Consider the following 21,231-nt stretch of genomic DNA (forward strand, 5'->3'; position numbering starts at 1 on the left):
CTGCGTCGGGGTCAGGCCGGTCTTGGTGGTGGTAGTAAAAGCTGCTTTTGGGCAGGTTTGCGATGTGCAGCAGGTATTTGAGCGGGTGTTGCGCCCTCAGTGTTTGGACGGTTTGGCTTTGTCCTTTGCGGTCCGCTTTTGGCTGAGGGCTTTTAACTCCTTTAGATAGGCAACCTTTGCGCGCATATAGCACAACTCTTCGATAAGCTCTGCCTGTGTTTTTTCGTGGTCGGGTTTGTCGGCGATAAAGGGGTTTTTGCGGTGGTCGGTCATGGTTTTGGATTGGGGATGTTCGAGTGCGCCGATGCCGCCTTCTTGATAGGCGCGTATCCACCGTCGCAGGTGGGTTCGGGAAATGCCGTAATGATCTGCGGTACGCTGTTGGCTGCGTATGTGCAGGTAGTGGAGTACGGCTTGGTATTTGAAGTGTAATGTATATTTGCTCATAAAAAAACTGCACCTTGTGAGTTGGAGGGGATGTCCAACTTTTGGGGTGCAGTTCAAACCCGATTTGGCGTTTTCAGACGACCTTTTCTATAGTGGATTAACAAAAATCAGGACAAGGCGACGAAGCCGTAGACAGTACAGATAGTACGGAACCGATTCACTTGGTGCTTCAGCACCTTAAAGAATCGTTCTCTTTGAGCCAAGGTGAGGCAACGCCGTACTGGTTTAAAGTTAATCCACTATAAAAATGACAGCATCGGGTTAAGCATAGTCATATTCTATTTGAGTTTACCTAAATCCTTAACAATCCGATATTGCAACACGACAAACCAAAACCCGCCCTATCGTACGGTAAAAAGGTCGTCTGAAAACCAAATTTGATTTTCAGACGACCTTTAGTGTTCCAACGCATCAAACTGCTATTTGCCCGCTTTCAGCGATTGCCACAGACGGACGCTCAGGCGGCTTGCATCGGTTGATTTGGGCGATACGATAAAGCTTTTATCCATCAATTCCTTGGTCGGGAAGATAGACGCATCGCCGGTATATTTCTCGTCCATCAATGCGCGTGCAGGGCGGCTGGCAGGGGCGTAGGTAACGAAATTGCCGTTTTGCGCCGCAACTTCGGGATCGAGCGTGTGGTTGATGTATTTATGCGCATTGGCGGTGTTTTGGGCATCGCGCGGAATCATCAGGGAATCCACCCAGATGCCGACGCCGCTTTTTGGTGCTAAAACTTCGATTTCGACGCCGTTCTTCGCTTCTTGCGCGCGTGTTTTGGCGATGTTCAAATCGCCGCCATAACCGACTGAAACGCAAAGGTTACCCGCCGCCATATCGTCAATATAGCCTGACGAAGTGAAGCGTTTGATGTCGGGACGCACTTTTTTCATCATATTGACGGCGGCTTTGATGTCGTCGGGGTTTTCGGTATTCGGGTCTTTGCCCAAATAATGCAGCGCGAGCGGGATTTGTTCGATGGCGCTGTCAAAATAGCTGATGCCGCAGGATTTCAGCTTTTTGGTGTATTCGGGATTGAACACCAAATCCCATTCGTTTTCGGGCAGCTGCTCTGTTCCTAAAGCTTTTTGAACCAGTTTTTTGTTGATGGCAAGCGTGTTGATGCCCCAGAAATAAGGGACGGCGTATTGGTTGCCCGGATCGACTTTTGCCATCATGGCAAGCAGGTCGGCATCGATGTTGGCGTAGTTCGGGATTTGGCTTTTGTCGATTTTTTGATACGCACCGGCTTTGATTTGGCGTCCAACATTGGCAATGGACGGGGCTACGAGGTCGTAACCGGATTTGCCGGTTAAGAGCTTGGCTTCTAGGGCTTCGTTACTGTCGTAATAGTCGTAGCGGACGTGGATGCGCGTATTTTTTTCAAACGCGTTGAGCGTGGCGGGGTCGACGTAGTCCGACCAGTTATAAATATTGAGCTTGTCGGACGCAGTATGGGAAGAGGGAGCGGAAGATTCTGCGGCGGTTTGTTGTCCGCCGCTGCACGCAGTCAAGACGAGGCCGATGAGTGCCGCCGCCATTGAAGTTTTTTTCATGGATACAGTCCTTTTGCGAAAGAGGAAAACATTGCAGCGGTGGCAGTGGTTTATACGAACTGTCCACATACAAAAGGTTAACTGTGGGGGCGGCCGGCATATGCCTCAGGCCCTTGATTCAGCAGGTTCGCATTAAACGGCAAAATCCCTGTCGGCGCAATAGGTTAGACGGGAAAATTTCTTCTTTTTTTCGTTGTTTTCAGCTATGGTTTTCTTCATAAACAAAAAAATATTCAGACGACCTGTTACATACTGACCACACATAAATTTTCCCTATCCGCACACCCATGCCCTTTGCCTAAAACCCATGTTATTTGCTATACTTTTTGAGAATTATTTTTAATTAAATTAAATCCGAATCCCCGCATGACTACCCTCGACGCCGCCACCGTAACCGACCACACCCGCCAATGGCTAGAAAAAGCCGTCATCGGGCTCAACCTCTGCCCCTTCGCCAAAGCGCCGCACGTCAAAAACCTCGTGCGCATCAGCGTCAGCCAAGCCCGTCATCTGGACGGTTTCCTTGAAGACCTAGACCGCGAATTGCAGCTTTTGGGCGACACGCCTGCCGACGAGCTGGAAACCACCCTGCTTGTCCACCCGACCCTTTTCCCCGACTTCGACACCTTCAACCAAATGCTAGACATCGCCGATGCCGCCGTTGTGGACAACAGTTTGGAAGGTATCGTCCAAATCGCCCCGTTTCATCCCGATTTCCAATTTGAAGGCACAGATTCAGACGACATCGGCAACTACACCAACCGCTCACCCTACCCCACCCTGCACCTCATCCGCGAAGACAGCATCGCCAAAGCCGCACAAGCCTTTCCCGATGCCTCCGCCATTTTCGAGCGCAACATCGCCCTGCTCGAAAAAATGGGACACGAAGGCTGGGACAAGCTCGACATCCCACGCTGCCCGTTTAATCACGGCAAAATCAAAGAATCCGAATAAAACCTTCAACAAAACAACAAAATGATTCGCTACTTACTCATCTTTTGCGGCGCAGTTTCCTTTCTCTTAGGCATCATCGGCATTTTTCTGCCGATTATGCCCACCACTCCCTTCATCATCCTTGCTGCCGCCTGCTGGGCAAAAGCCTCGCCCCGCTTCCACCGCTGGCTGCACCAACACCGCTATTTCGGCCCCATGGTGCAAAACTGGGAAAACAACGGCGCCGTCCCGCGCAAAGCCAAAATCTTCGCCATCAGCATGATGGGCCTATCCTGCATCTTCATGTTTTGGCGCTTCCCCGAGCAATGGTGGATAGGCGCGGCGTCCACATTGGGCTGCGGCTGCGTCGCTGTCTGGATGTGGCTGCGCCCCGAACCCTGAGTCGCACCTCAAATATAGTGGATTAACAAAAATCAGGACAAGGCGACGAAGCCGCAGACAGTACAGATAGTACGGCAAGGCGAGGCAACGCCGTACTGGTTTAAAGTTAATCCACTATACAAGGTCGTCTGAAAACGCGGCTTCTGTTCCGAAACCGTATTTTCAGACGACCTTTTGTCATTTCAAAGCATCGGTTTTAAAATATCGGCAACACAAACTGCCAAAAGGAAAGCCGTCATGGCACAATTCTTCGCCATCCACCCCGACAACCCGCAGGAACGCCTAATCAAACAAGCCGCCGACATCGTACGCAGCGGCGGGGTTGTCGTGTATCCTACCGACTCCTGCTACGCGCTCGGCTGCAAACTCGGCGACAAAGCCGCGATGGAACGCATCCTCGCCATCCGCAAAATCGACTTGAAACACCACCTGACCCTGATGTGCGCCGATTTGAGCGAATTGGGCACTTACGCCAAAGTCGACAACGCCCAATTCCGCCAGCTCAAAGCCGCCACCCCGGGCAGCTACACCTTCATCCTGCAAGCGACCAAAGAAGTCCCCAACCGCACGCTGCACCCGAAACGCAAAACCATCGGCCTGCGCGTTCCCGACAACAATATCGCCTTGAGCCTGTTGCAGGAATTGGGCGAGCCGCTGCTCAGTTGCACCCTGATGCTGCCCGAAGACGACGAGCCGCTGACCGACCCTTACGAAATCCGCGACCGCCTCGAGCACGCCGTCGATTTGGTGATTGACGGCGGCTGGTGCGGTACCGAGCCGACCACCGTCATCGACATGACCGACGGCACAGAACTCATCCGCCAAGGCAAAGGCGACATCGCCCTATTCGGTCTGTAAGCCTAAAAAACTATAGTGGATTAACTTTAAACCAGTACGGCGTTGCCTCGCCTTGCCGTACTATCTGTACTGTCTGCGGCTTCGTCGCCTTGTCCTGATTTAAATTTAATCCACTATAAAAGGTCGTCTGAAAACCCAAATCCGTTTTCAGACGACCTTTTTATTCCAATTCTTTTGCTGCCACACCACATCTCTCACGTTTTGCACCATGAAACTCTATGTTGCCGGTCATATTCAGATATAATAACGACCTTCAAAAATAATTCCCTCAATAATTACATTACGGAAACAACAAATGAAAAATACCCAAACTCCCTCCCGTTGGCGTTTTGCCCTCAAAAACGCAGGCTGGCATCTTGTCGTCAGCCTTATTCTTGCAGGCCTCGCGGCACTTTTGGTCTTCGCTGTCTGGTATCCCTACCCCTATTCAGAACTGACGGGCGGATTGAATTTGTACACACTCGTCGTCTCGGTCGATATTGTCTGCGGCCCTCTGCTGACACTGATTCTCGCCAGCCCAAAGAAAAAACTGCGCGAACGCATTACCGATTTTTCTTTGGTCGGTATCATCCAGCTCGCCGCGCTGATTTACGGCTTGCACAGTGTTTCCTTAGCGCGCCCTGTCGTTGCAGCCTTTGAAAAAGACCGCATCAACATTGTTACCGCCGCTGAAATCGACGAAGCGGATTTAGCAAAAGCCCCCGAAGAAATGCGTCAACTGCCGTGGTTCGGTATCGAACGCGTTGCCCTGCGCGATCCTGCATCCATCGAAGAAGCCAACGAAAGCCTCAGCCTTTCGCTTAAAGGTATAGAACCCAGTATGCGCCCGAATTGGTGGCAGCCCGACAGCCCTGCCGAACGCGCGAAAATCCGCAGTGCGATGAAACCCTTGGTACAACTTGCCATCGCACGCAACATGAGTGAAGCGGACATCCTCAAAACCGCTTCCGTCAAACAAACCGGCAAACCTCTGTTTTTCCTGCCGCTTACCAGCGGTAAAATCAAAAACTGGATTGTCGTCATGGATGAAAACGCCGACTTCCTAGGCTATGCGCCGATTGACGGCTTTATCGACAAAAAGCCCGAATTTAAAGAAAAAGTTATCTGACAGACAATAGGTCGTCTGAAAACAGATTCCGCCCAATACCGCCGATAAAATTTCAGACCATCCCTCACCGTCAAAATGGCCGAACCCGAAAACAGGGATTCGGCCTTTTCCGTTTAAAGCCACCCTATCCGGTGGTATGATGGAACACATCCGCATCATCAGATGGGTATAATATGGGGACGCTCAATATAGTGGATTAAATTTAAATCAGGACAAGGCGACGAAGCCGCAGACAGTACAAATATTACGGCAAGGCGAGGCAACGCCGTACTGGTTTAAATTTAATCCACTATAGTATCTCTCCCATCCCCCATAAGGTCGAATTTTGATTCAGAAAGGAAAAACATGAGCGGCAACGCATGGCTTTTTTGGGCATTAGCTTCCGCAGGATTTGCCTCATTGACGGCGATTTTCGCCAAAATGGGCTTGCAGGGCATCGATTCGGATTTTGCCACCTTCATCCGCACGCTGGTCATCCTCGCCGCGCTGGTTTTATTCCTGACCTATACCGGCAAATGGCAGGGCGTGAACGGGTTCACAGGAAGAAACTGGACTTTCCTGATTCTCTCCGGCCTCGCCACCGGCGCATCCTGGCTCGCCTACTTCAAAGCCCTGCAACTGGGCAACGCCTCGCAAGTCGCCCCCGTCGATAAATTCAGCTTGGTATTGGTCGCGCTGATGGCAGTGGTCTTTCTGGACGAGCGCCCCAGCACTCAGGAATGGATAGGGCTTGGACTGGTTACGGCGGGCGTATTGACGCTGGCTTTGAAACGCTAGAAATATAGTGGATTAAATTTAAACCAGTACGGCGTTGCCTCGCCTTGCCGTACTATCTGTACTGTCTGCGGCTTCGTCGCCTTGTCCTGATTTAAATTTAATCCACTATATTTTTCCAATGAGAAAGGTCGTCTGAAAACCAAAATTCTGGTTTTCAGACGACCTTTTTACTTCCTTAACACTTTACCTGACGCGCTTTACCTGCCCGACTGTTCCCACACGTTTTGCAGGTAGGCGTAGGTCAGCTCGGCGGTACCGGACACCAGCGCGATGTCGCTGCCCAAGTCTTCGGCTTTGCCCACGCCGATGGGCAAGGCGCCGGAGGCTTTGATGGCGGCGACGCCGGCGGCGGCGTCTTCGATGCCGATACAGTGGCGGATGTCCGCGCCCACGCCCTCGGCGGCGGCGAGGAAGATGTCGGGGGCGGGTTTGGAATGTGCGACGGCGGCAGGGTCGGCGACGGCGTCGAAGAAGTGGGTCAGCCCCATGCGTTCGAGAAGGAACGGGCCGTTTTTGCTGGCGGACGCGAGGGCGATTTTTTTGCCGTTTGCTTTCAATGCTTCCAGCAGCGGCAAAATGCCGGGGTACACGTCTTCGGGTTTGACTGCCTGAATCATCTCCAAGTAGTTGTCGTTTTTGCGGCGGGTCAGTTCGGCGAACTCGGCTTCGCCGACGGTTTTGCCGCCGTGCGCGAGGATGCGTTTGAGCGAATCGTCGCGCGACACGCCTTTGAGCTGCTCGTTAAACTTGCGGTCGATGCTGATGCCCAGTTCTTCGGCGAGCTTTTTCCATGCGCGGTAGTGGTATTCGGCGGTGTCGGTGATGACGCCGTCGAGGTCAAACAGGACTGCGGTAAAAGTCATTTTGCGCCCTCCTTATTTTTCCAACGCAACGGTGTGGCTGCCGTTGAGCGTGATGTCTTTGCCGTACACCTGCAAATCGAGCGGCTCGCCTTTGAGCAGGGTGAAGACGACGTTTTCTTTGCCGACGGCGACTTTAATCAGACGGTCGCGGTAGTTGATGTGGAAGGCGTAGCCTGTCCACGCACTCGGCAGGAACGGTGCGAAGCTGAGTTTGCCGCCCCAGGTTTTCATTTGGGCGAAACCTTGGACGATGGCGAGCCACGAGCCGGTCATGGAGGTGATGTGCAGGCCGTCTTCGGTGTCGTTGTTGTAGTTGTCCAAGTCCAGGCGGGCGGTGCGCTGGTACATTTCCACGGCTTTTTCTTCTTTGCCCAGTTCGGCGGCGAGGATGGCGTGGATACACGGCGACAGCGAGCTTTCGTGCACGGTCATCGGTTCGTAGAAGTCGAAGTTGCGGCGTTTTTCGTCGATATTGAAACGGTCGCCGAAGAAGTAGATACCTTGCAACACGTCCGCCTGTTTGATGAAGGGCGAACGCAGGATTTTGTCCCACGACCATTTCTGGTTGAGCGGCAAATCGTCGGGCGAAAGCGCGGACACGGGGCGGATGTCTTTGTCGAGGAAGCCGTCGTGTTGTACGAACACGCCGAGTTCTTCGTCATGCGGACGGTACATATTCGCGCTGATGTCCGCCCATTTTTCCAACTCGGCGGCACTCACGTTCAAGTCCGGACGCGGGTATTTCGCCAGGGCTTCGCGGGTGTAGTCCAATACCCATGCGGCGAGGGTGTTGGTGTACCAGTTGTTGTTGATGTTGTTTTCGTATTCGTTCGGGCCGGTTACGCCGTGAATCATGTATTTGCCGTTGCGTTTGGAGAAGTGGACGCGGTCCGCCCAGAAGCGGGACACTTCGACCAAGACTTCCAAGCCTTCTTTGGCAAGATAGCTTTCGTCGCCGGTGTAGTTGGTGTAGTTGTAGATGGCGTAAGGAATCGCGCCGTTGCGGTGGATTTCCTCGAAGGTGATTTCCCATTCGTTGTGGCACTCGATGCCCGTAAACGTCACCATCGGATAAAGTGCGCCCGCCAAGCCCTGTTCGCGCGCGTTGTGCTGCGCCTGCGGCAGTTGGTTGCGGCGGTATTGCAGCAGGTTGCGGGTAACTTCGGGTTCAGCCAGTGCAAGATAGAGCGGTACGGCATAGGCTTCGGTGTCCCAATAGGTTGCGCCGCCGTATTTTTCGCCGGTAAAGCCTTTCGGGCCGATATTCAGGCGCGCGTCTTCGCCGTAGTAGGTGGAGAACAGTTGGAACAGGTTGAAGCGGATGCCCTGCTGCGCTTCGTCGCTGCCTTCGATGACCACGTCGGCGATTTCCCAACGGTGCAACCAGCCTGCTTTGTGCGCATCCAGCAAGGTTTCAAATGCAACGCCTGCGACTTTTTCAGACAAGGCGCGGCCGGCGGCTTTCACCGCTTCCAAGCCCTGATAATCGCGGCTGGTGGTAACAATCACGCGTTTTTCAAAGGTTTCGGGCGTACCGCCGACTTCGGCTTCAAAAGAATTGGAGACCTGCCAGTCGGTTTGGCTGCCGCCGAGGGCTTTGAAGCTGCCGGCGAAGGTTTGCTCGGCGTTGACAATGAATTGTTCCACGCCGAAAGGGTTGGCGACGGTTTGGGTGGCAATGTAGGAGCGGTCGTCTGAAACGCCTTTGTCCAATACCTGCCAGAATTTTTCTTCGTAGTTGGAGTCTTCGTTTTTCACGTCGGCGTCGATAATGGAATCGATGCGGACTTGGTGGGTTTTGCCGTCAACGGATACGGCTTCCCAGCGGATGACCGCCAGCTCTTTTTGTGCGACGGACAGGAATTTGCACACATCGAAACGCACGCCGAATACGGTGAACGAGCGGCGCAACACGCCGTGCTGCATATCGAGTTCGACGGAGAAGTCGGCAACGTCGTTTTTCGCCAAGTCCACTTCCTGCCCGTCGACAAAGATTTTGACTTTGCTGAAATTGAGCGCGTTGATGGCTTTGCCGAAATATTTGGGGTAGCCGTTTTTCCACCAGCCGACGCGGGTTTTGTCGGGGAACCACACGCCGGCGATGTAGGTACCCAAGTGGCTGTCGGCAGAGTAGGTTTCCTCAAAGCTGCCGCGCATACCCATATAGCCGTTGCCCAAGCTGGTCAGGCTCTCTTGCAGCCGTTTGTGTTCTTTTTCCAGTTTTGCCGAACGCAGCGTCCAAGGGCTGATTTCCATGATTCTTGTGTACATCGTAAAGCTCCTGTTTTGATGGTTTTATGGCAAACCGTTTTGAAATACGGTTCGTCTTATTCAATCGGATAAAGCGTCGGCAGAAGTTTCAGACGACCCTCCTGCCGATAAATGAAGAAAATTATGCGCCGCCGTGTGTTTCTTTAATCAGGAACACGGAAAACGCGCCCAGCAGCAGGACGACGCCCCCTACCAAGAACATATTGGCCTGCAAACCGCCCATCATCGGGAACAATATGAAGCTCAACAGCGAAGCGACGATTTGGGGCATACAGATGGAGCCGTTAAACAAGCCCAAATAAGTGCCCATGTGTTTGCCCGACAAGGCGTTGGTTACAATCGTCAGCGGATAAGTGATGATGCCCGCCCAAGCGATGCCGATTAAGATGTAAGACAACACCAGCGCGTATTGGTTGCTGATGAAGAATACGGAGAAAAAGCCGAGCGCGCCCAAAGCCAGGCAGCTGAAATAACCCGCCTTATGGTATTGGTTGGGGATTTTCGCCAATACAAACGAACAAATCACCGCTGCAACCGACTGCACCGCCGCCAATACACCGTACCAGTTGCCCGCCTCCTGATAGCCTACGGAAGACGCATCGGTCGTGTGCCAGACGTTTTCCGCAATCGCGCCTGCGGAATAAGTCCACATATATTGGAAGGCGAACCAGCAGAAAAACTGCACCAAAGTTACCGTCCAAAATGCCTTAGGCGCGGTTTTCAAGAGTTCGAGCCAATTAGTTTTTTCCTGATTCGCCGCCACGTCGATGCCGTGGTAGCGGGCGTAGGTTTCCGGATCGTATTCCTTCACTTTAAAAATCGTGAACGCGCTGGTAATCACCAGCAACGCCGCACCCACATAAAACGCCACGACCACGGTCTGCGGCACGACGCCTTTCTCGGCAGTGTTCGCCAAACCGATATACGCGAACACAAACGGCAAAATCGCCGCCACAACCGCACCCGTATTCGCCAAGAAACTCTGAATCCCGTAGGCGTAGCCCTTCTGCTCCTCGTTGACCATGTCGCCGACCATCATCTTAAACGGCTGCATCGCCATATTCGACGACACGTCCAACAGCGCAATCATCAGCGCGCCAAACGACAAAGCCGCCAGCGACGCATAGCCGAAACCGAAGCTGCCCGAATTCGGCATCAGAATCATCACGATGACCGCAATCAGCGTGCCGTAAAGCAGATACGGCAGACGGCGGCCACCCAAGCGCGGATTCCAAGTGCGGTCGGAGTAATGACCGACAATCGGCTGCACCAGCATCCCCGCCAATGGCGGCAGGATAAAGAACCAGCCGAGGCTGTGCGGATCGGCGCCGAGCGTCTGGAAGATGCGGCTCATCTGCGAGCTTTGCAGGGTAAAGGCCGTCTGAACGCCGAGAAAGCCGAAACTGAGCATCCAAATCGTGCTTTTCGGCAGCGAGGGCAAGCCCTGCCGTGTTGTTTGCGTATTGTCCGACATGAGGTAGTCCTTTCGTTTTTTGTAAAGAAAGTAGTAAATTCGTTTGAATATTGACCTGAAACCGTCCCGTTTGTTCATTTTGGCAGACCACATTCAAACCGGTGCGGCGTCGCCCCGCTTTAAAGCCAATCCACTATATTTTCGATAGTGTCGGCATCCGAAAATCAATCGGAGATGTCGCCTGAAAAATATTTTAAAAACGTATCGGATGATGTTACAGAAGTATGTGTGCGTAAATTCTGTGCCATTCTAACCATACACCTAAAAGCCAAACAACCGCTGCATACCTCAAACCTGCCTTACATCAAATATCCCTGTAAATTTGCTTATTTACACTTTACAGACCGGAGATACATACAGGTCGTCTGAAAAAACAGTTACGTTTTTTCAGACGACCTTTTCAGTTAAAAATAGTAAACCGCTCCGAAAAGCGGTAAAATACGCTCCGTTTCCAACACGACGCCTGAATCAGCAGGCTTTTATTATGGACCTTCCCAGTTCGTTTTTACTGAACTTCCCTTCCGGTTTATCCCGAAATACACGATAACCATCCCGCCGAAATGCCCTCCCGCATCCGGCGGGCGGAGCATTTATGAGCATCGAACAAACCCCTCCGAACCTTGAAAACGACGGTATCGAAAGCGACGTAGAGCGCGTTTCCGCCGATTTTGACCGTATCCACGCGCTGTGCGAAATTCTTTCGCCCGCCTTCCCGCAAATTGAGGAAGGTGTGCCGATTGAAGACGAGGCGTTGCGTGACAAATTTACCGAGCTGACCGTCCTTTTGAACGAGCTGCACCCTGCCGACGTGGCGGCGGTGTTGGAGTCGTTGCCGCCGCGCGAGCGTAATGTCGTTTGGTTGTTGGTGACGCCTGAAGACGACGGCGAAGTGTTGCTGGAAGTATCCGACGCGGTGCGTGAAACGCTGATCGAGTCGATGGACAAAGACGAGCTGTTGGCGGCGGTTGATGATTTAGACGCGGACGAGCTGGCGGAGCTGGCGGACGATTTGCCGCACCAAGTGGTTTATGAAGCCTTGCAGACGCGTGATGAGGAAGAGCGCGCCCAAGTCAAGGCGGCGATGTCGTATGAAGACAACCAAGTCGGTGCGATTATGGACTTCGAGTTGGTCAGCATCCGCGCCGACGTTGCCTGCGAAGTGGTACTGCGTTACCTGCGCCGCTTCGAGAGCCTGCCCGACCATACCGACAAGATTTTCGTGGTCGATGAAAACGACATCCTGCAAGGCGTGCTGCCCATCCGCAAACTTTTGGTTGCCGATCCTGAAGACTTGGTGGCGGACGTGATGGCGACCGAAGTCGTGCGCTTCCGTCCTGAAGACGACGTGGAAGAGGCGGCGCAGGCGTTCGAACGTTATGACTTGGTTACCGCGCCCGTCGTCGATGAAAACAAAAAGCTCATCGGCAGGATTACCATCGACGAGATGGTGGACGTTATCCGCGAAGAATCGGAAGCGGATATGTTGAACATGGCGGGTTTGCAGGAAGAGGAAGATTTGTTTGCGCCTGTCTGGGATTCGGTGAAAAACCGCTGGATGTGGCTTGCCGTCAACCTCTGCACTGCCTTTCTCGCCAGCCGCGTTATCGGCGCGTTTGAAGGCAGTATCGAGAAAATCGTCGCACTCGCCGCGCTGATGCCCATCGTCGCCGGTATCGGCGGCAACTCCGGCAATCAAACCATCACCATGATTGTCCGCGCGATGGCGATGGGGCAGTTGACAGGGATGCAGGCGGGACGTTTGTTGAAAAAAGAAGTCGGCGTCGCCTTGGTCAACGGCATCATCTGGGGAACGGTCATGGGCGTGGTGTCATGGCTGCTGTACGGCAGCATCGGCATCGGCTTGGTCATGATCGCCGCGATGACGCTGAACCTCTTGCTCGCCGCCTCGGTCGGCGTACTCATCCCCGTCATCATGGAAAAATACGGCCGCGACCCTGCGCTGGGCAGCTCGGTACTGATTACGGCGGTAACGGATTCCGGCGGTTTTCTGATTTTCTTGGGGCTGGCAACGATATTCTTACTGTAAAGTCGTCTGAAAAACGGATTGAAAAGATAAAAGGTCTTCTAAAACCATGTGTTTATGGGTTTCAGACGACCTTTTTAAATTTTTATGGTGGAATAGCGTAAATCCGAGATAATCAACACTTTCTCTGCCAGGCAAATCCACAACGACGGCAGGTATTGCGTTGCAATGCCTGCTGCGGATCGTAGCGTAGGCTCTGCCCACAGAATCGACTGTTTGGTTCCCGAATCGGGCGATAAATAGCGTTGTTTTTTTCGCGGGCGAAGCCCACGCTACGCTGCCCTACCCCACTATTACTCTCACGTCATCTAAAAACAGGTTACAAAGATAAAAGGTCGTCTGAAATACAAAATCAGTCTGCATTTTGACGAAACTGTGTTTTCAGACGACCTATTGTGCAATAACCAAATCAATATACAAAAAGCCGTCTGAAATCAATCTTTCAGACGACCTTTTGTGTTGTTTAAGCGTTAATGCCCGTACATTTCCCACAATCTTTCTTGCAGGCTGAAGGCGGGTTCTCCGTTTTCAGGTTGGGCGCGGATGTAGCTGCCGTCGGGCTGCATCAGCCAGGCGCGGGTGTTGTCTTGCAGCGCCATTTCGATGCCTTCGTGGATGACGCGGGCTTTGAGTTCGGGCGTGGTGATGGGGGTGGCAACTTCGATGCGGCGGAAGAAGTTGCGCCCCATCCAGTCGGCGCTGGAGATGAAGGTGTCGTCCGTGCCGTTGTTGTGGAAGCAGTACACGCGCGAGTGTTCGAGCTGTCTGCCGATAATGGAGCGGACGCGGATGTTTTCGGACAGTCCTTTGACACCGGGGCGCAGGGTACACATGCCGCGTACGATGAGGTCGATTTGTACGCCTGCGCTGCTGGCGCGGTAGAGGGCGTCGATGACGCTCGGCTCAATCAGCGAATTCATTTTGGCGCGGATGCGGGCGGGCTTGCCTGCTTTGGCGTGTTGGATTTCGCGCTCGATGCGGTCGATGACCATTTTGTGCAGTGTGAACGGGCTTTGGTAGAGCTTGTTCAGACGACCCGGTTTGCCCAAGCCTGTGATTTCCATAAAGAGGGTGTTCACGTCGGCGGTGATTTGGTCGTCGGCGGTGATGATGCCGAAGTCGGTGTAGATGCGCGATGTGCCTTGGTGGTAGTTGCCGGTACCGAGGTGGGCGTAGCGTTTGAGCGCGCCGTTTTCGCGGCGGATGACGAGTGCCATTTTGGCGTGGATTTTGTAGCCGAATACGCCATAAACGACGTGCGCGCCTGCGTTTTCAAGCTGTTGCGCCCAGTTGACGTTGTTGGCTTCGTCAAAACGCGCCATGAGTTCGACGACGACGGTGACTTGTTTGCCGGCAAGGGCGGCTTTCATCAGGGCGCGGACGAGTTCGGAATTGCTGCCGGTGCGGTAGATGGTCATTTTGACGGCGAGGACGGCGGGGTCGGCGGCGGCTTCGCGTATCATGTGGACGACGGGGTCGAAGGACTGATACGGATGGTGCAGCAGGATGGGCGATTGTTTCGCCAGTTTGAAAATGGAGCCGTTCTTGCGCAATGCTTTCAGACGACCTGCCCCGCGTGCGGGAAACTTGAGGTCGGGACGGTCAACCAAATCGGGTACGGCATTAAGGCGCACGAGGTTGACCGGGCCTTTGACTTGGTAAAGCTCGGCGGGGGTGAGTTTGAACTGAGCGAGCAGGAAGTCGTGGATGTGGGGCGGGCAGGTGTCGGCGACTTCGAGGCGCACGCCGTCGCCGTATTCGCGGTCGTGCAATTCGTTTTGAATGGCGGCGCGCAGGTTTTTGAGGTCTTCTTCATCGACGGTCAGGTCGCTGTCGCGGGTGAGGCGGAACTGGTGGCAGCCTTTGACCGTCATGCCTGGGAAGAGTTTGCCGACGTGGGCGTGCAGGATGGAGGAGAGGAAAACGAAGCCGCTGCCGCCGTCGCACAATTCGGCGGGCAGGGGGACGACTCGCGGCAGGATGCGCGGGGCTTGCACAATCGCCATGCCGGAGGGGCGGCCGAATGCGTCGGTACCTTCAAGCTCGACAGCGAAGTTGAGCGATTTGTTTAAGGGGCGCGGGAAGGGGTGCGACGGGTCGAGTCCGATGGGGGTGAGGATGGGCAACAGTTCGGCGTCGAAATACTGCTCAATCCATTTTTGCTGCCCTTGCGTCCAGTTGCGGCGGCGGTAGAAATGGATGCCTTGTTTGCTCAATTCGGGCTGCAAGACTTCGTTGAACAGGCGGTATTGTTCCTGTATCAATGCTTGTGCTTCGGCGGAGACGGCGGCGATGGTTTCAGACGGCGTGGTGCCGTTGTCCAAACGCTCGTGCGGATTCATTTTTTGCGCGCGTTTGAGCCACGCCATGCGTACCTCGAAAAATTCGTCGAGGTTGGAAGACACGATACATAAAAACCGCAGACGTTCCAAAAGCGGCACGTTTTCATCCTGCGCCTGCGCCAAAACGCGGCGATTGAAAGCGAGCAGGCTCAGTTCGCGGCAAAGGATGCGGTTTTGTTCGGGCATGGTGTTCTCCTGAAGCGGGTTGGGCGGATAGTTAATTTGGGAGTATAGCGCGTTTCGGACGGGTGGGGCAGTAGTGCGGGATGGGCGGATGGCTGATAGGGCGGGAGGTCGTCTGAAAAGGTAGATTCACTATAAAAATAAACGCATTTACAAAAGCAGGGCTAAGATGAAAAACCATAGAAAGAGTCGTCTGAAAACGAATGTGCGAGTTTGCTTTATTGTTTCAGATGTAGGAAATCGTCGCGTTGTTTACACTTTTTCTACGGCGGACAACTTTTATTTTTGCTTGAATGATTTTTAAACAGCTATCCGCCATTATCAAGAACAAAGCGGGTTTCCCGTGTCTATCGACATTCTTGACAATGCCGGATAGCTGCTCAAACGGGTCTTCAAGCAAAAGCCGAAAGTGTAAACAACGCTGTTGATTTCCACATTCAGACGACCTTTCCATCAGAGGAAGATTCGCGGGCGAAGCCCACGCTACGGGTTGTCGCGGTTGAGTTTAAATCGCTTCAAAATAATATAAGGTCGTCTGAAACCCGTTTTCAGACGACCTTTGCCGTTTACTTCACATCCGATTCAAATCAGAACAAGCCGTGAATCACGCCGTCTGCGTCCACGTCGATTTTTTCGGCGGCGGGGACTTTGGGCAGGCCGGGCATTTTCATCATGTTGCCGCACAGGGAGACGATGAAGCCTGCGCCGGCGGAGACGGTGATGCCGCGCACGGTGATGCGGAAGCCTTCGGGGCAGCCCAAGAGTTTGGCGTTGTCGCTGAGGGAATATTGAGTTTTCGCCATGCAGACGGGCATTTTGTCCAAGCCCAGTTTTTCCAGCGAGGCGATTTCGGCGGCGGCTTCCGCGCTGAAATCGACGTCTTCTGCGCCGTACACTTTTTGGGCGATGGCGCGGATTTTTTCTTTGATGCTCAACTCGACATCGTAGGCGAAGCGGAAGTTATTGGGTTGGTTGTCGATGGCGTTGACGACTTTGCGTGCCAAATCTGCGCCGCCCGCGCCGCCTTTGCCCCACACTTCGGTCAGGGAAACTTCGACGCCGTGTTCGGCGCAGGCTTTTTCAATCATTGCCAACTCGGCATCGGAGTCGGACACGAAGCGGTTGATGGCGACGACGACGGGCAGGCCGAATACGTTTTTCAGGTTGGAAATGTGTTTCAGCAGGTTGGGCAGACCTTTTGCCAGGGCTTCGAGGTTTTCTTCGCCGAGGTTGGCACGTTCTACGCCGCCGTTGTATTTCAAGGCGCGGACGGTGGCGACGACGACGGCTGCGTCGGGTTTCAAACCGGCAAGGCGGCATTTGATGTCGCAGAATTTTTCCGCACCCAAATCCGCGCCGAAGCCTGCTTCGGTTACGGCGTAGTCGGCAAGGTGTTTCGCCAGACGGGTGGCGGTAACGGAGTTGCAGCCGTGGGCGATGTTGGCGAACGGGCCGCCGTGTACGAAGGCGGGCGTGCCTTCGATGGTTTGTACCAAATTGGGCTTGATGGCGTCTTTGAGCAATGCCGCCATCGCGCCGTGTGCTTTCAAATCTTTGGCGTAAACGGGGTTGCCGTCTTTGGCGTAGGCGACGAGGATGTTGCCCAAACGCTCTTTCAAATCGCTGATGTCTTTGGCGAGACAGAATACCGCCATGACTTCGGAGGCGACGGTGATGTCGAAGCCGTCGGGACGAATCACGCCGTCAACGGGTTTGCCCATGCCGTCGATGATGTTGCGCAACTGGCGGTCGTTCATATCGACCACGCGCCGCCACAGGACGCGTTTGGGGTCGATGTTCAACTCGTTGCCTTGGTAGATATGGTTGTCGAGCATGGCGGCTAAAAGGTTGTTCGCCGCGCCGATGGCGTGGAAGTCGCCGGTGAAGTGCAGGTTGATGTCTTCCATCGGCAAAACTTGGGCATAGCCGCCGCCCGCCGCGCCGCCTTTGACGCCGAACACAGGTCCCAAAGAAGGTTCGCGCAGGGCGATAACGGCGTCTTTGCCGATGTGGCGCAACGCGTCCGCCAAACCGATGGTAACGGTGGTTTTGCCTTCGCCTGCCGGAGTCGGGTTGATGGCAGTAACCAAAATCAGACGGCCTTGTTTTTGCGGCAGTTTGAACGCTTCGGCAGGATTGATTTTGGCTTTGTAATGGCCGTAGGGTTCGATATTGTCAACGTTCAAACCCAGCTTGGCGGCAATTTCGCCAATCGGACGCATGGTGGAGGATTGGGCGATTTCGGCATCGGTTTTGAAGCTCATGATTTTCCTTTACTGAATGGAGAAAAAGAGGAGGGTCGTCTGAAAGCCCATCGGAAAGACAAACGCTGATGGATTCAAAAGAATTTTAGGCATATTATAGCGTTATCTGAGAATGAATCGCAGTGAAAAATTCGATAGTTCAATAAAAATACAGTTCATATTGTTGACAATTCATAATCAAAGGTCGTCTGAAAAATGTCTGTCCCAAAAGATTTGCACACCCATACCATACCTGCCGTCTATTTCTCCGACGCCGCCACCGAACACGCCCGCCGTTTGGCGCAGAAATTCGACCTCCCTGCCCTGCCCTGCCCACCCGACAACGGCGAATACCTGCTTGCCGATGCGGAGGGCGTCAGCTTGTGCCGCGCGGGGGAAAAGGGGCGCGTCCGCGTCGACTTCGGCGGCGGCGCAGCCCAATACCGGCGCACCAAAGGCGGCGGCGAGCTGATTGCCAAAGCGGTCAACCACACAACCAAACCGACCGTCTGGGACGGCACCGGCGGACTCGGGCGCGACAGTTTCGTCCTCGCCTCGCTCGGTTTGAACGTCCACACTTTCGAGCAGCATCCCGCCGTTGCCTGCCTGCTTGCCGACGGCCTCGAACGCGCGCTGCAAGAGCCTGAAATTCAAGACATCGCCCGCCGCATGACTTTCCATTATGGCAACGCCGTCGAATTGATGCGCGAACTCGCCGCACAATCGCGCCCCGACATTGTCTATCTCGACCCCATGTACCCCGAACGCCAAAAGTCCGCCGCCGTCAAAAAGGAAATGGCGTATTTCCACAGCGTCGTCGGTGCCGCCCAAGAAGAAGCCGAGCTGCTTGCCACCGCCCGCGCCATCGCCAAAAAACGTGTCGTCGTCAAACGCCCGCGCCTCGGCGAGTTTCTCAACAGCGAAAAACCCGCCTACCAATACACAGGCAAAAGCACCCGCTTCGATGTGTACTTGCCCGATCATCTGGTTAAAGACGGGGAATAATTCAAAATGCAAAGGTCGTCTGAAAATCAGTTTTCAGACGACCTTTTACCACCGCAACCATAAATCTCTTACAGCACAAACTGTCGCCATTCATTTCCGCATAAGCCAAAAGCCAGAAGGCCAGTCAGTTATTCCCCTCCATAAGAAATTCTCGCCCTTAAATCCCCATTCATATCAAAAGGTCGTCTGAAAACGGGCAAAATGGTTTATCGGCATCCCCACCTGAATTTTCAGACGACCTTTTCCCTTCATAAACCAACAAATTAGAATAAACACTCGTTGAAAAAATACGCATTCGGACGAATTTTCCGAATTTGCCCGTTTTGTTCAAAAACCGCCTTTTTTCGAGATTTTGCTAGACATTTGTCGGCAAGTTCGGGAAAATAGTCAAATTCATTTACGGGGTTTCTGCTCCTGCGAATGCCCTTTATGCAACCCAATACCGTCCGGCTTGCGCCGTTGCCGCAGGCCGGTTGTTTTCTGAAATATCCCGCAACAAACACGGCCGCTTCACAACATTTTGGCCGTATCGTAAAGGAACGAAAATGGATTTGCGCAAGTTAAAAAAACTGATTGATTTAGTAGAAGAATCAGGTATCGCCGAAATCGAAGTTACCGAAGGCGAGGAAAAAGTCCGCATCACCCGCGCCACCGCCGCTCCGGCTCCCGTTTATGCAGCGCCCGCCCATGTAGCCGCGCCTGCTCCTGCACCCGCCGCCGCTCCTGCTGCCGCAGCAGCCCCCGCTCCCGCAGCGCCTGCCGCCCGCGACCTGTCTAACGCGCAAAAATCGCCTATGGTCGGTACGTTCTACCGCGCGCCCGGCCCGAATGCCGCCGCCTTCGTCGAAGTCGGCCAGCAAGTCAAAGCCGGCGATACGCTGTGTATCATCGAAGCGATGAAGTTGATGAATGAAATCGAAGCCGAGAAATCCGGCACGGTTAAAGAAATTCTGGTGGAAAACGGTACGCCTGTGGAATTTGGCGAGCCGCTCTTCATCATCGAATAATCCGTTTTCAGACGACCTTCCGGATTGCGGAGAGGTCGTCTGAAATGCTTTCCAACTCAGGATTTCCACCATGCGCCTGCTGTTAGCCACTTCCTGCCCTTCGCCGTATTCTTCACCATCGGCCGTCCGATTGCGGGCATCATCTGTCTGATTCTCCAATTCACCTTAATCGGCTGGATTCCTGCTGCCATGTGGGCGGTGTACGCGTTGAGCCAATACAAGACCGATGAAAAAATCCGCAATGCGTTGGGCAAAAGGTAACAAGCAGGTCGTCTGAAACCACAGGAAAGGTCATCATGCTGAAAAAAGTATTAATCGCCAACCGAGGCGAAATCGCGCTGCGCGTCCTGCGAGCCTGCCGTGAAATGGGCATCGCCACCGTCGCCGTGCATTCCGAAGCCGACAAAGACAGTCTGCACGTCAAACTTGCCGACGAATCCGTGTGCATCGGCCCTGCCGCTTCCGCACAAAGCTATCTCAATATTCCCGCCATCATCGCCGCCGCAGAAGTTACCGGCGCGGATGCCATCCACCCGGGCTACGGCTTCCTTGCCGAAAACGCCAATTTTGCCGAACAGGTCGAACAATCCGGCTTCATCTTCATCGGTCCCAAAGCCGAAACCATCCGCTTGATGGGCGACAAGGTTTCCGCCAAACACGCGATGATTGAAGCGGGCGTGCCTTGCGTTCCGGGTTCGGACGGCGCCCTGTCCGACGATCCCGCCGAAATCCTCAAAACCGCCGACAAAGTCGGTTATCCCGTGATTATCAAAGCATCGGGCGGTGGCGGCGGACGCGGTATGCGCGTGGTCGAGAAAAAAGAAGACCTCATCAAATCCGTCGAAATGACCAAAGCCGAAGCAGGTGCGGCGTTCGGCAACCCGATGGTCTATATGGAACGCTACCTGCAACGCCCGCGCCACGTTGAAATCCAAGTGCTTGCCGACGAACACGGCAACGCCATCTACCTTGCCGAGCGCGATTGCTCCATGCAGCGCCGCCACCAAAAAGTCATCGAAGAAGCTCCCGCTCCCTTCATCGACGAAAAAGCCCGCGAAAAAATCGGCAAAGCCTGTACCGACGCCTGCAAACGCATCGGCTACCGTGGCGCAGGTACGTTTGAATTTCTGTATGAAAACGGCGAATTCTTCTTTATCGAAATGAACACCCGCGTCCAAGTCGAGCACCCCGTAACCGAGCTGATTACCGGCGTGGACATCGTACAGGAACAAATCCGCATTGCCGGCGGCCTGCCTTTGCAATACAAGCAAAAAGACATCCAAATCGAAGGCCATGCTTTCGAGTGCCGCATCAATGCCGAAGACCCGTACAACTTTATCCCAAGCCCCGGTCTGATTGAAAGCTGCCACCTGCCCGGCGGCTTCGGCATCCGCGTGGACAGCCATATTTACCAAGGCTACCGCATCCCGCCGTACTACGACAGCCTGATCGGTAAAGTCTGCGTTGTCGGCAAAACCCGCGAGCAGGCAATGGCAAAAATGCGCGTCGCCCTCGCCGAGCTTGCCGTAACCGGCATCAAAACCAATACCCCGCTGCACCGCGATTTGTTCAGCGACCCCGGTTTTGAAAAAGGCGGCGTCAGCATCCACTATCTGGAACACTGGCTGGAAGAGCGCAAAGCCAAACAGGACAAATAAAACCGTCCCGCTTGGATAGTCGAAGGTCGTCTGAAAAACCGTATGGCTTTCAGGCGACCT

The 21,231-nt window shown here is 53.9% G+C and carries 16 protein-coding genes and 3 pseudogenes; 11 read left to right on the forward strand and 8 right to left on the reverse strand.

The annotated features are described in order from the left end of the window. Positions 1 to 96: 96 nt before the first annotated feature. Complete coding sequence (locus DBY90_RS01185; RefSeq protein ID WP_107986413.1) at positions 97 to 447, reverse strand: helix-turn-helix domain-containing protein; 351 nt, start codon at positions 445 to 447, stop codon at positions 97 to 99. 419 nt (positions 448 to 866) lie between these two features. Further along, a complete protein-coding gene (locus DBY90_RS01195; protein WP_070493298.1) occupies positions 867 to 2,003 on the reverse strand; it encodes a polyamine ABC transporter substrate-binding protein in 1,137 nt (378 codons plus the stop codon). 366 nt (positions 2,004 to 2,369) lie between these two features. Here DBY90_RS01195 and DBY90_RS01200 point away from each other — a divergent pair, with 366 nt between their 5' ends. From DBY90_RS01200 to DBY90_RS01225, 6 genes and pseudogenes are all read left to right on the forward strand, one after another. Further along, the gene (locus tag DBY90_RS01200) at positions 2,370 to 2,957 is read left to right on the forward strand and encodes a DUF1415 domain-containing protein (protein ID WP_070493296.1); all 588 of its coding nucleotides are present in this window, start codon (positions 2,370 to 2,372) and stop codon (positions 2,955 to 2,957) included. Positions 2,958 to 2,978: 21 nt separating this feature from the next. Further along, positions 2,979 to 3,338, forward strand: coding sequence for a YbaN family protein (locus DBY90_RS01205; protein ID WP_049228609.1), 360 nt, complete (start codon positions 2,979 to 2,981; stop codon positions 3,336 to 3,338). 237 nt (positions 3,339 to 3,575) lie between these two features. Beyond that, the gene (locus tag DBY90_RS01210) at positions 3,576 to 4,196 is read left to right on the forward strand and encodes an L-threonylcarbamoyladenylate synthase (RefSeq protein ID WP_070493237.1); all 621 of its coding nucleotides are present in this window, start codon (positions 3,576 to 3,578) and stop codon (positions 4,194 to 4,196) included. Between the two features lie 295 nt (positions 4,197 to 4,491). Further along, the gene (locus tag DBY90_RS01220) at positions 4,492 to 5,304 is read left to right on the forward strand and encodes a fimb protein (protein ID WP_070492437.1); all 813 of its coding nucleotides are present in this window, start codon (positions 4,492 to 4,494) and stop codon (positions 5,302 to 5,304) included. Between the two features lie 184 nt (positions 5,305 to 5,488). Continuing rightward, positions 5,489 to 5,596, forward strand: a pseudogene (locus DBY90_RS13525) (IS5/IS1182 family transposase); the annotation flags it as partial. Positions 5,597 to 5,649: 53 nt separating this feature from the next. Then, positions 5,650 to 6,081, forward strand: a complete 432-nt coding sequence (locus tag DBY90_RS01225) for an EamA family transporter (protein WP_016687139.1) — start codon at positions 5,650 to 5,652, stop codon at positions 6,079 to 6,081. 2 nt (positions 6,082 to 6,083) lie between these two features. Here the strand turns inward: DBY90_RS01225 and DBY90_RS12560 are convergent. The 4 genes and pseudogenes from DBY90_RS12560 to DBY90_RS01240 form a co-directional block, all read right to left on the reverse strand. After that, positions 6,084 to 6,197, reverse strand: a pseudogene (locus tag DBY90_RS12560) (IS5/IS1182 family transposase); the annotation flags it as partial. A gap of 81 nt (positions 6,198 to 6,278) precedes the next feature. Further along, on the reverse strand, positions 6,279 to 6,944 hold the full coding sequence (pgmB, locus tag DBY90_RS01230; RefSeq protein ID WP_070490929.1) for a beta-phosphoglucomutase: 666 nt from the start codon (positions 6,942 to 6,944) through the stop codon (positions 6,279 to 6,281). A 12-nt stretch (positions 6,945 to 6,956) separates the two neighbouring features. After that, positions 6,957 to 9,215, reverse strand: a complete 2,259-nt coding sequence (locus DBY90_RS01235; RefSeq protein ID WP_070490926.1) for a glycoside hydrolase family 65 protein — start codon at positions 9,213 to 9,215, stop codon at positions 6,957 to 6,959. Positions 9,216 to 9,336: 121 nt separating this feature from the next. Next, positions 9,337 to 10,689, reverse strand: a complete 1,353-nt coding sequence (locus tag DBY90_RS01240; protein ID WP_070490924.1) for an SLC45 family MFS transporter — start codon at positions 10,687 to 10,689, stop codon at positions 9,337 to 9,339. 592 nt (positions 10,690 to 11,281) lie between these two features. Between DBY90_RS01240 and mgtE the strand changes: the two genes are divergently transcribed. Then, positions 11,282 to 12,736: a magnesium transporter gene (gene mgtE, locus DBY90_RS01245; protein ID WP_070490921.1), complete on the forward strand. Its 1,455-nt coding sequence runs from the start codon at positions 11,282 to 11,284 to the stop codon at positions 12,734 to 12,736. 467 nt (positions 12,737 to 13,203) lie between these two features. On the opposite strand, the gene ppk1 is transcribed toward mgtE, so the two are convergent. Together ppk1 and DBY90_RS01255 are read right to left on the reverse strand one after the other, a co-directional pair. Then, positions 13,204 to 15,261, reverse strand: a complete 2,058-nt coding sequence (ppk1, locus tag DBY90_RS01250) for a polyphosphate kinase 1 (RefSeq protein ID WP_070490919.1) — start codon at positions 15,259 to 15,261, stop codon at positions 13,204 to 13,206. Positions 15,262 to 15,845: 584 nt separating this feature from the next. Further along, a complete protein-coding gene (locus tag DBY90_RS01255; RefSeq protein ID WP_070492083.1) occupies positions 15,846 to 17,522 on the reverse strand; it encodes a formate--tetrahydrofolate ligase in 1,677 nt (558 codons plus the stop codon). A 228-nt stretch (positions 17,523 to 17,750) separates the two neighbouring features. Here DBY90_RS01255 and DBY90_RS01260 point away from each other — a divergent pair, with 228 nt between their 5' ends. From DBY90_RS01260 to accC, 4 genes and pseudogenes are all read left to right on the forward strand, one after another. Next, complete coding sequence (locus DBY90_RS01260) at positions 17,751 to 18,506, forward strand: class I SAM-dependent methyltransferase (RefSeq protein WP_107986477.1); 756 nt, start codon at positions 17,751 to 17,753, stop codon at positions 18,504 to 18,506. 545 nt (positions 18,507 to 19,051) lie between these two features. Continuing rightward, entirely contained in the window at positions 19,052 to 19,513 is a 462-nt protein-coding gene (accB, locus tag DBY90_RS01270) for an acetyl-CoA carboxylase biotin carboxyl carrier protein (protein ID WP_049224360.1), read from the forward strand. Positions 19,514 to 19,583: 70 nt separating this feature from the next. After that, a pseudogene (locus DBY90_RS01275) lies at positions 19,584 to 19,774 on the forward strand (YqaE/Pmp3 family membrane protein). A gap of 35 nt (positions 19,775 to 19,809) precedes the next feature. Continuing rightward, a complete protein-coding gene (gene accC, locus DBY90_RS01280) occupies positions 19,810 to 21,171 on the forward strand; it encodes an acetyl-CoA carboxylase biotin carboxylase subunit (protein ID WP_070492089.1) in 1,362 nt (453 codons plus the stop codon). Positions 21,172 to 21,231: the final 60 nt, after the last annotated feature.

The sequence above is a fragment of the Neisseria mucosa genome (genome assembly GCF_003044445.1).
Classification (GTDB): Bacteria; Pseudomonadota; Gammaproteobacteria; order Burkholderiales; family Neisseriaceae; genus Neisseria; species Neisseria mucosa_A.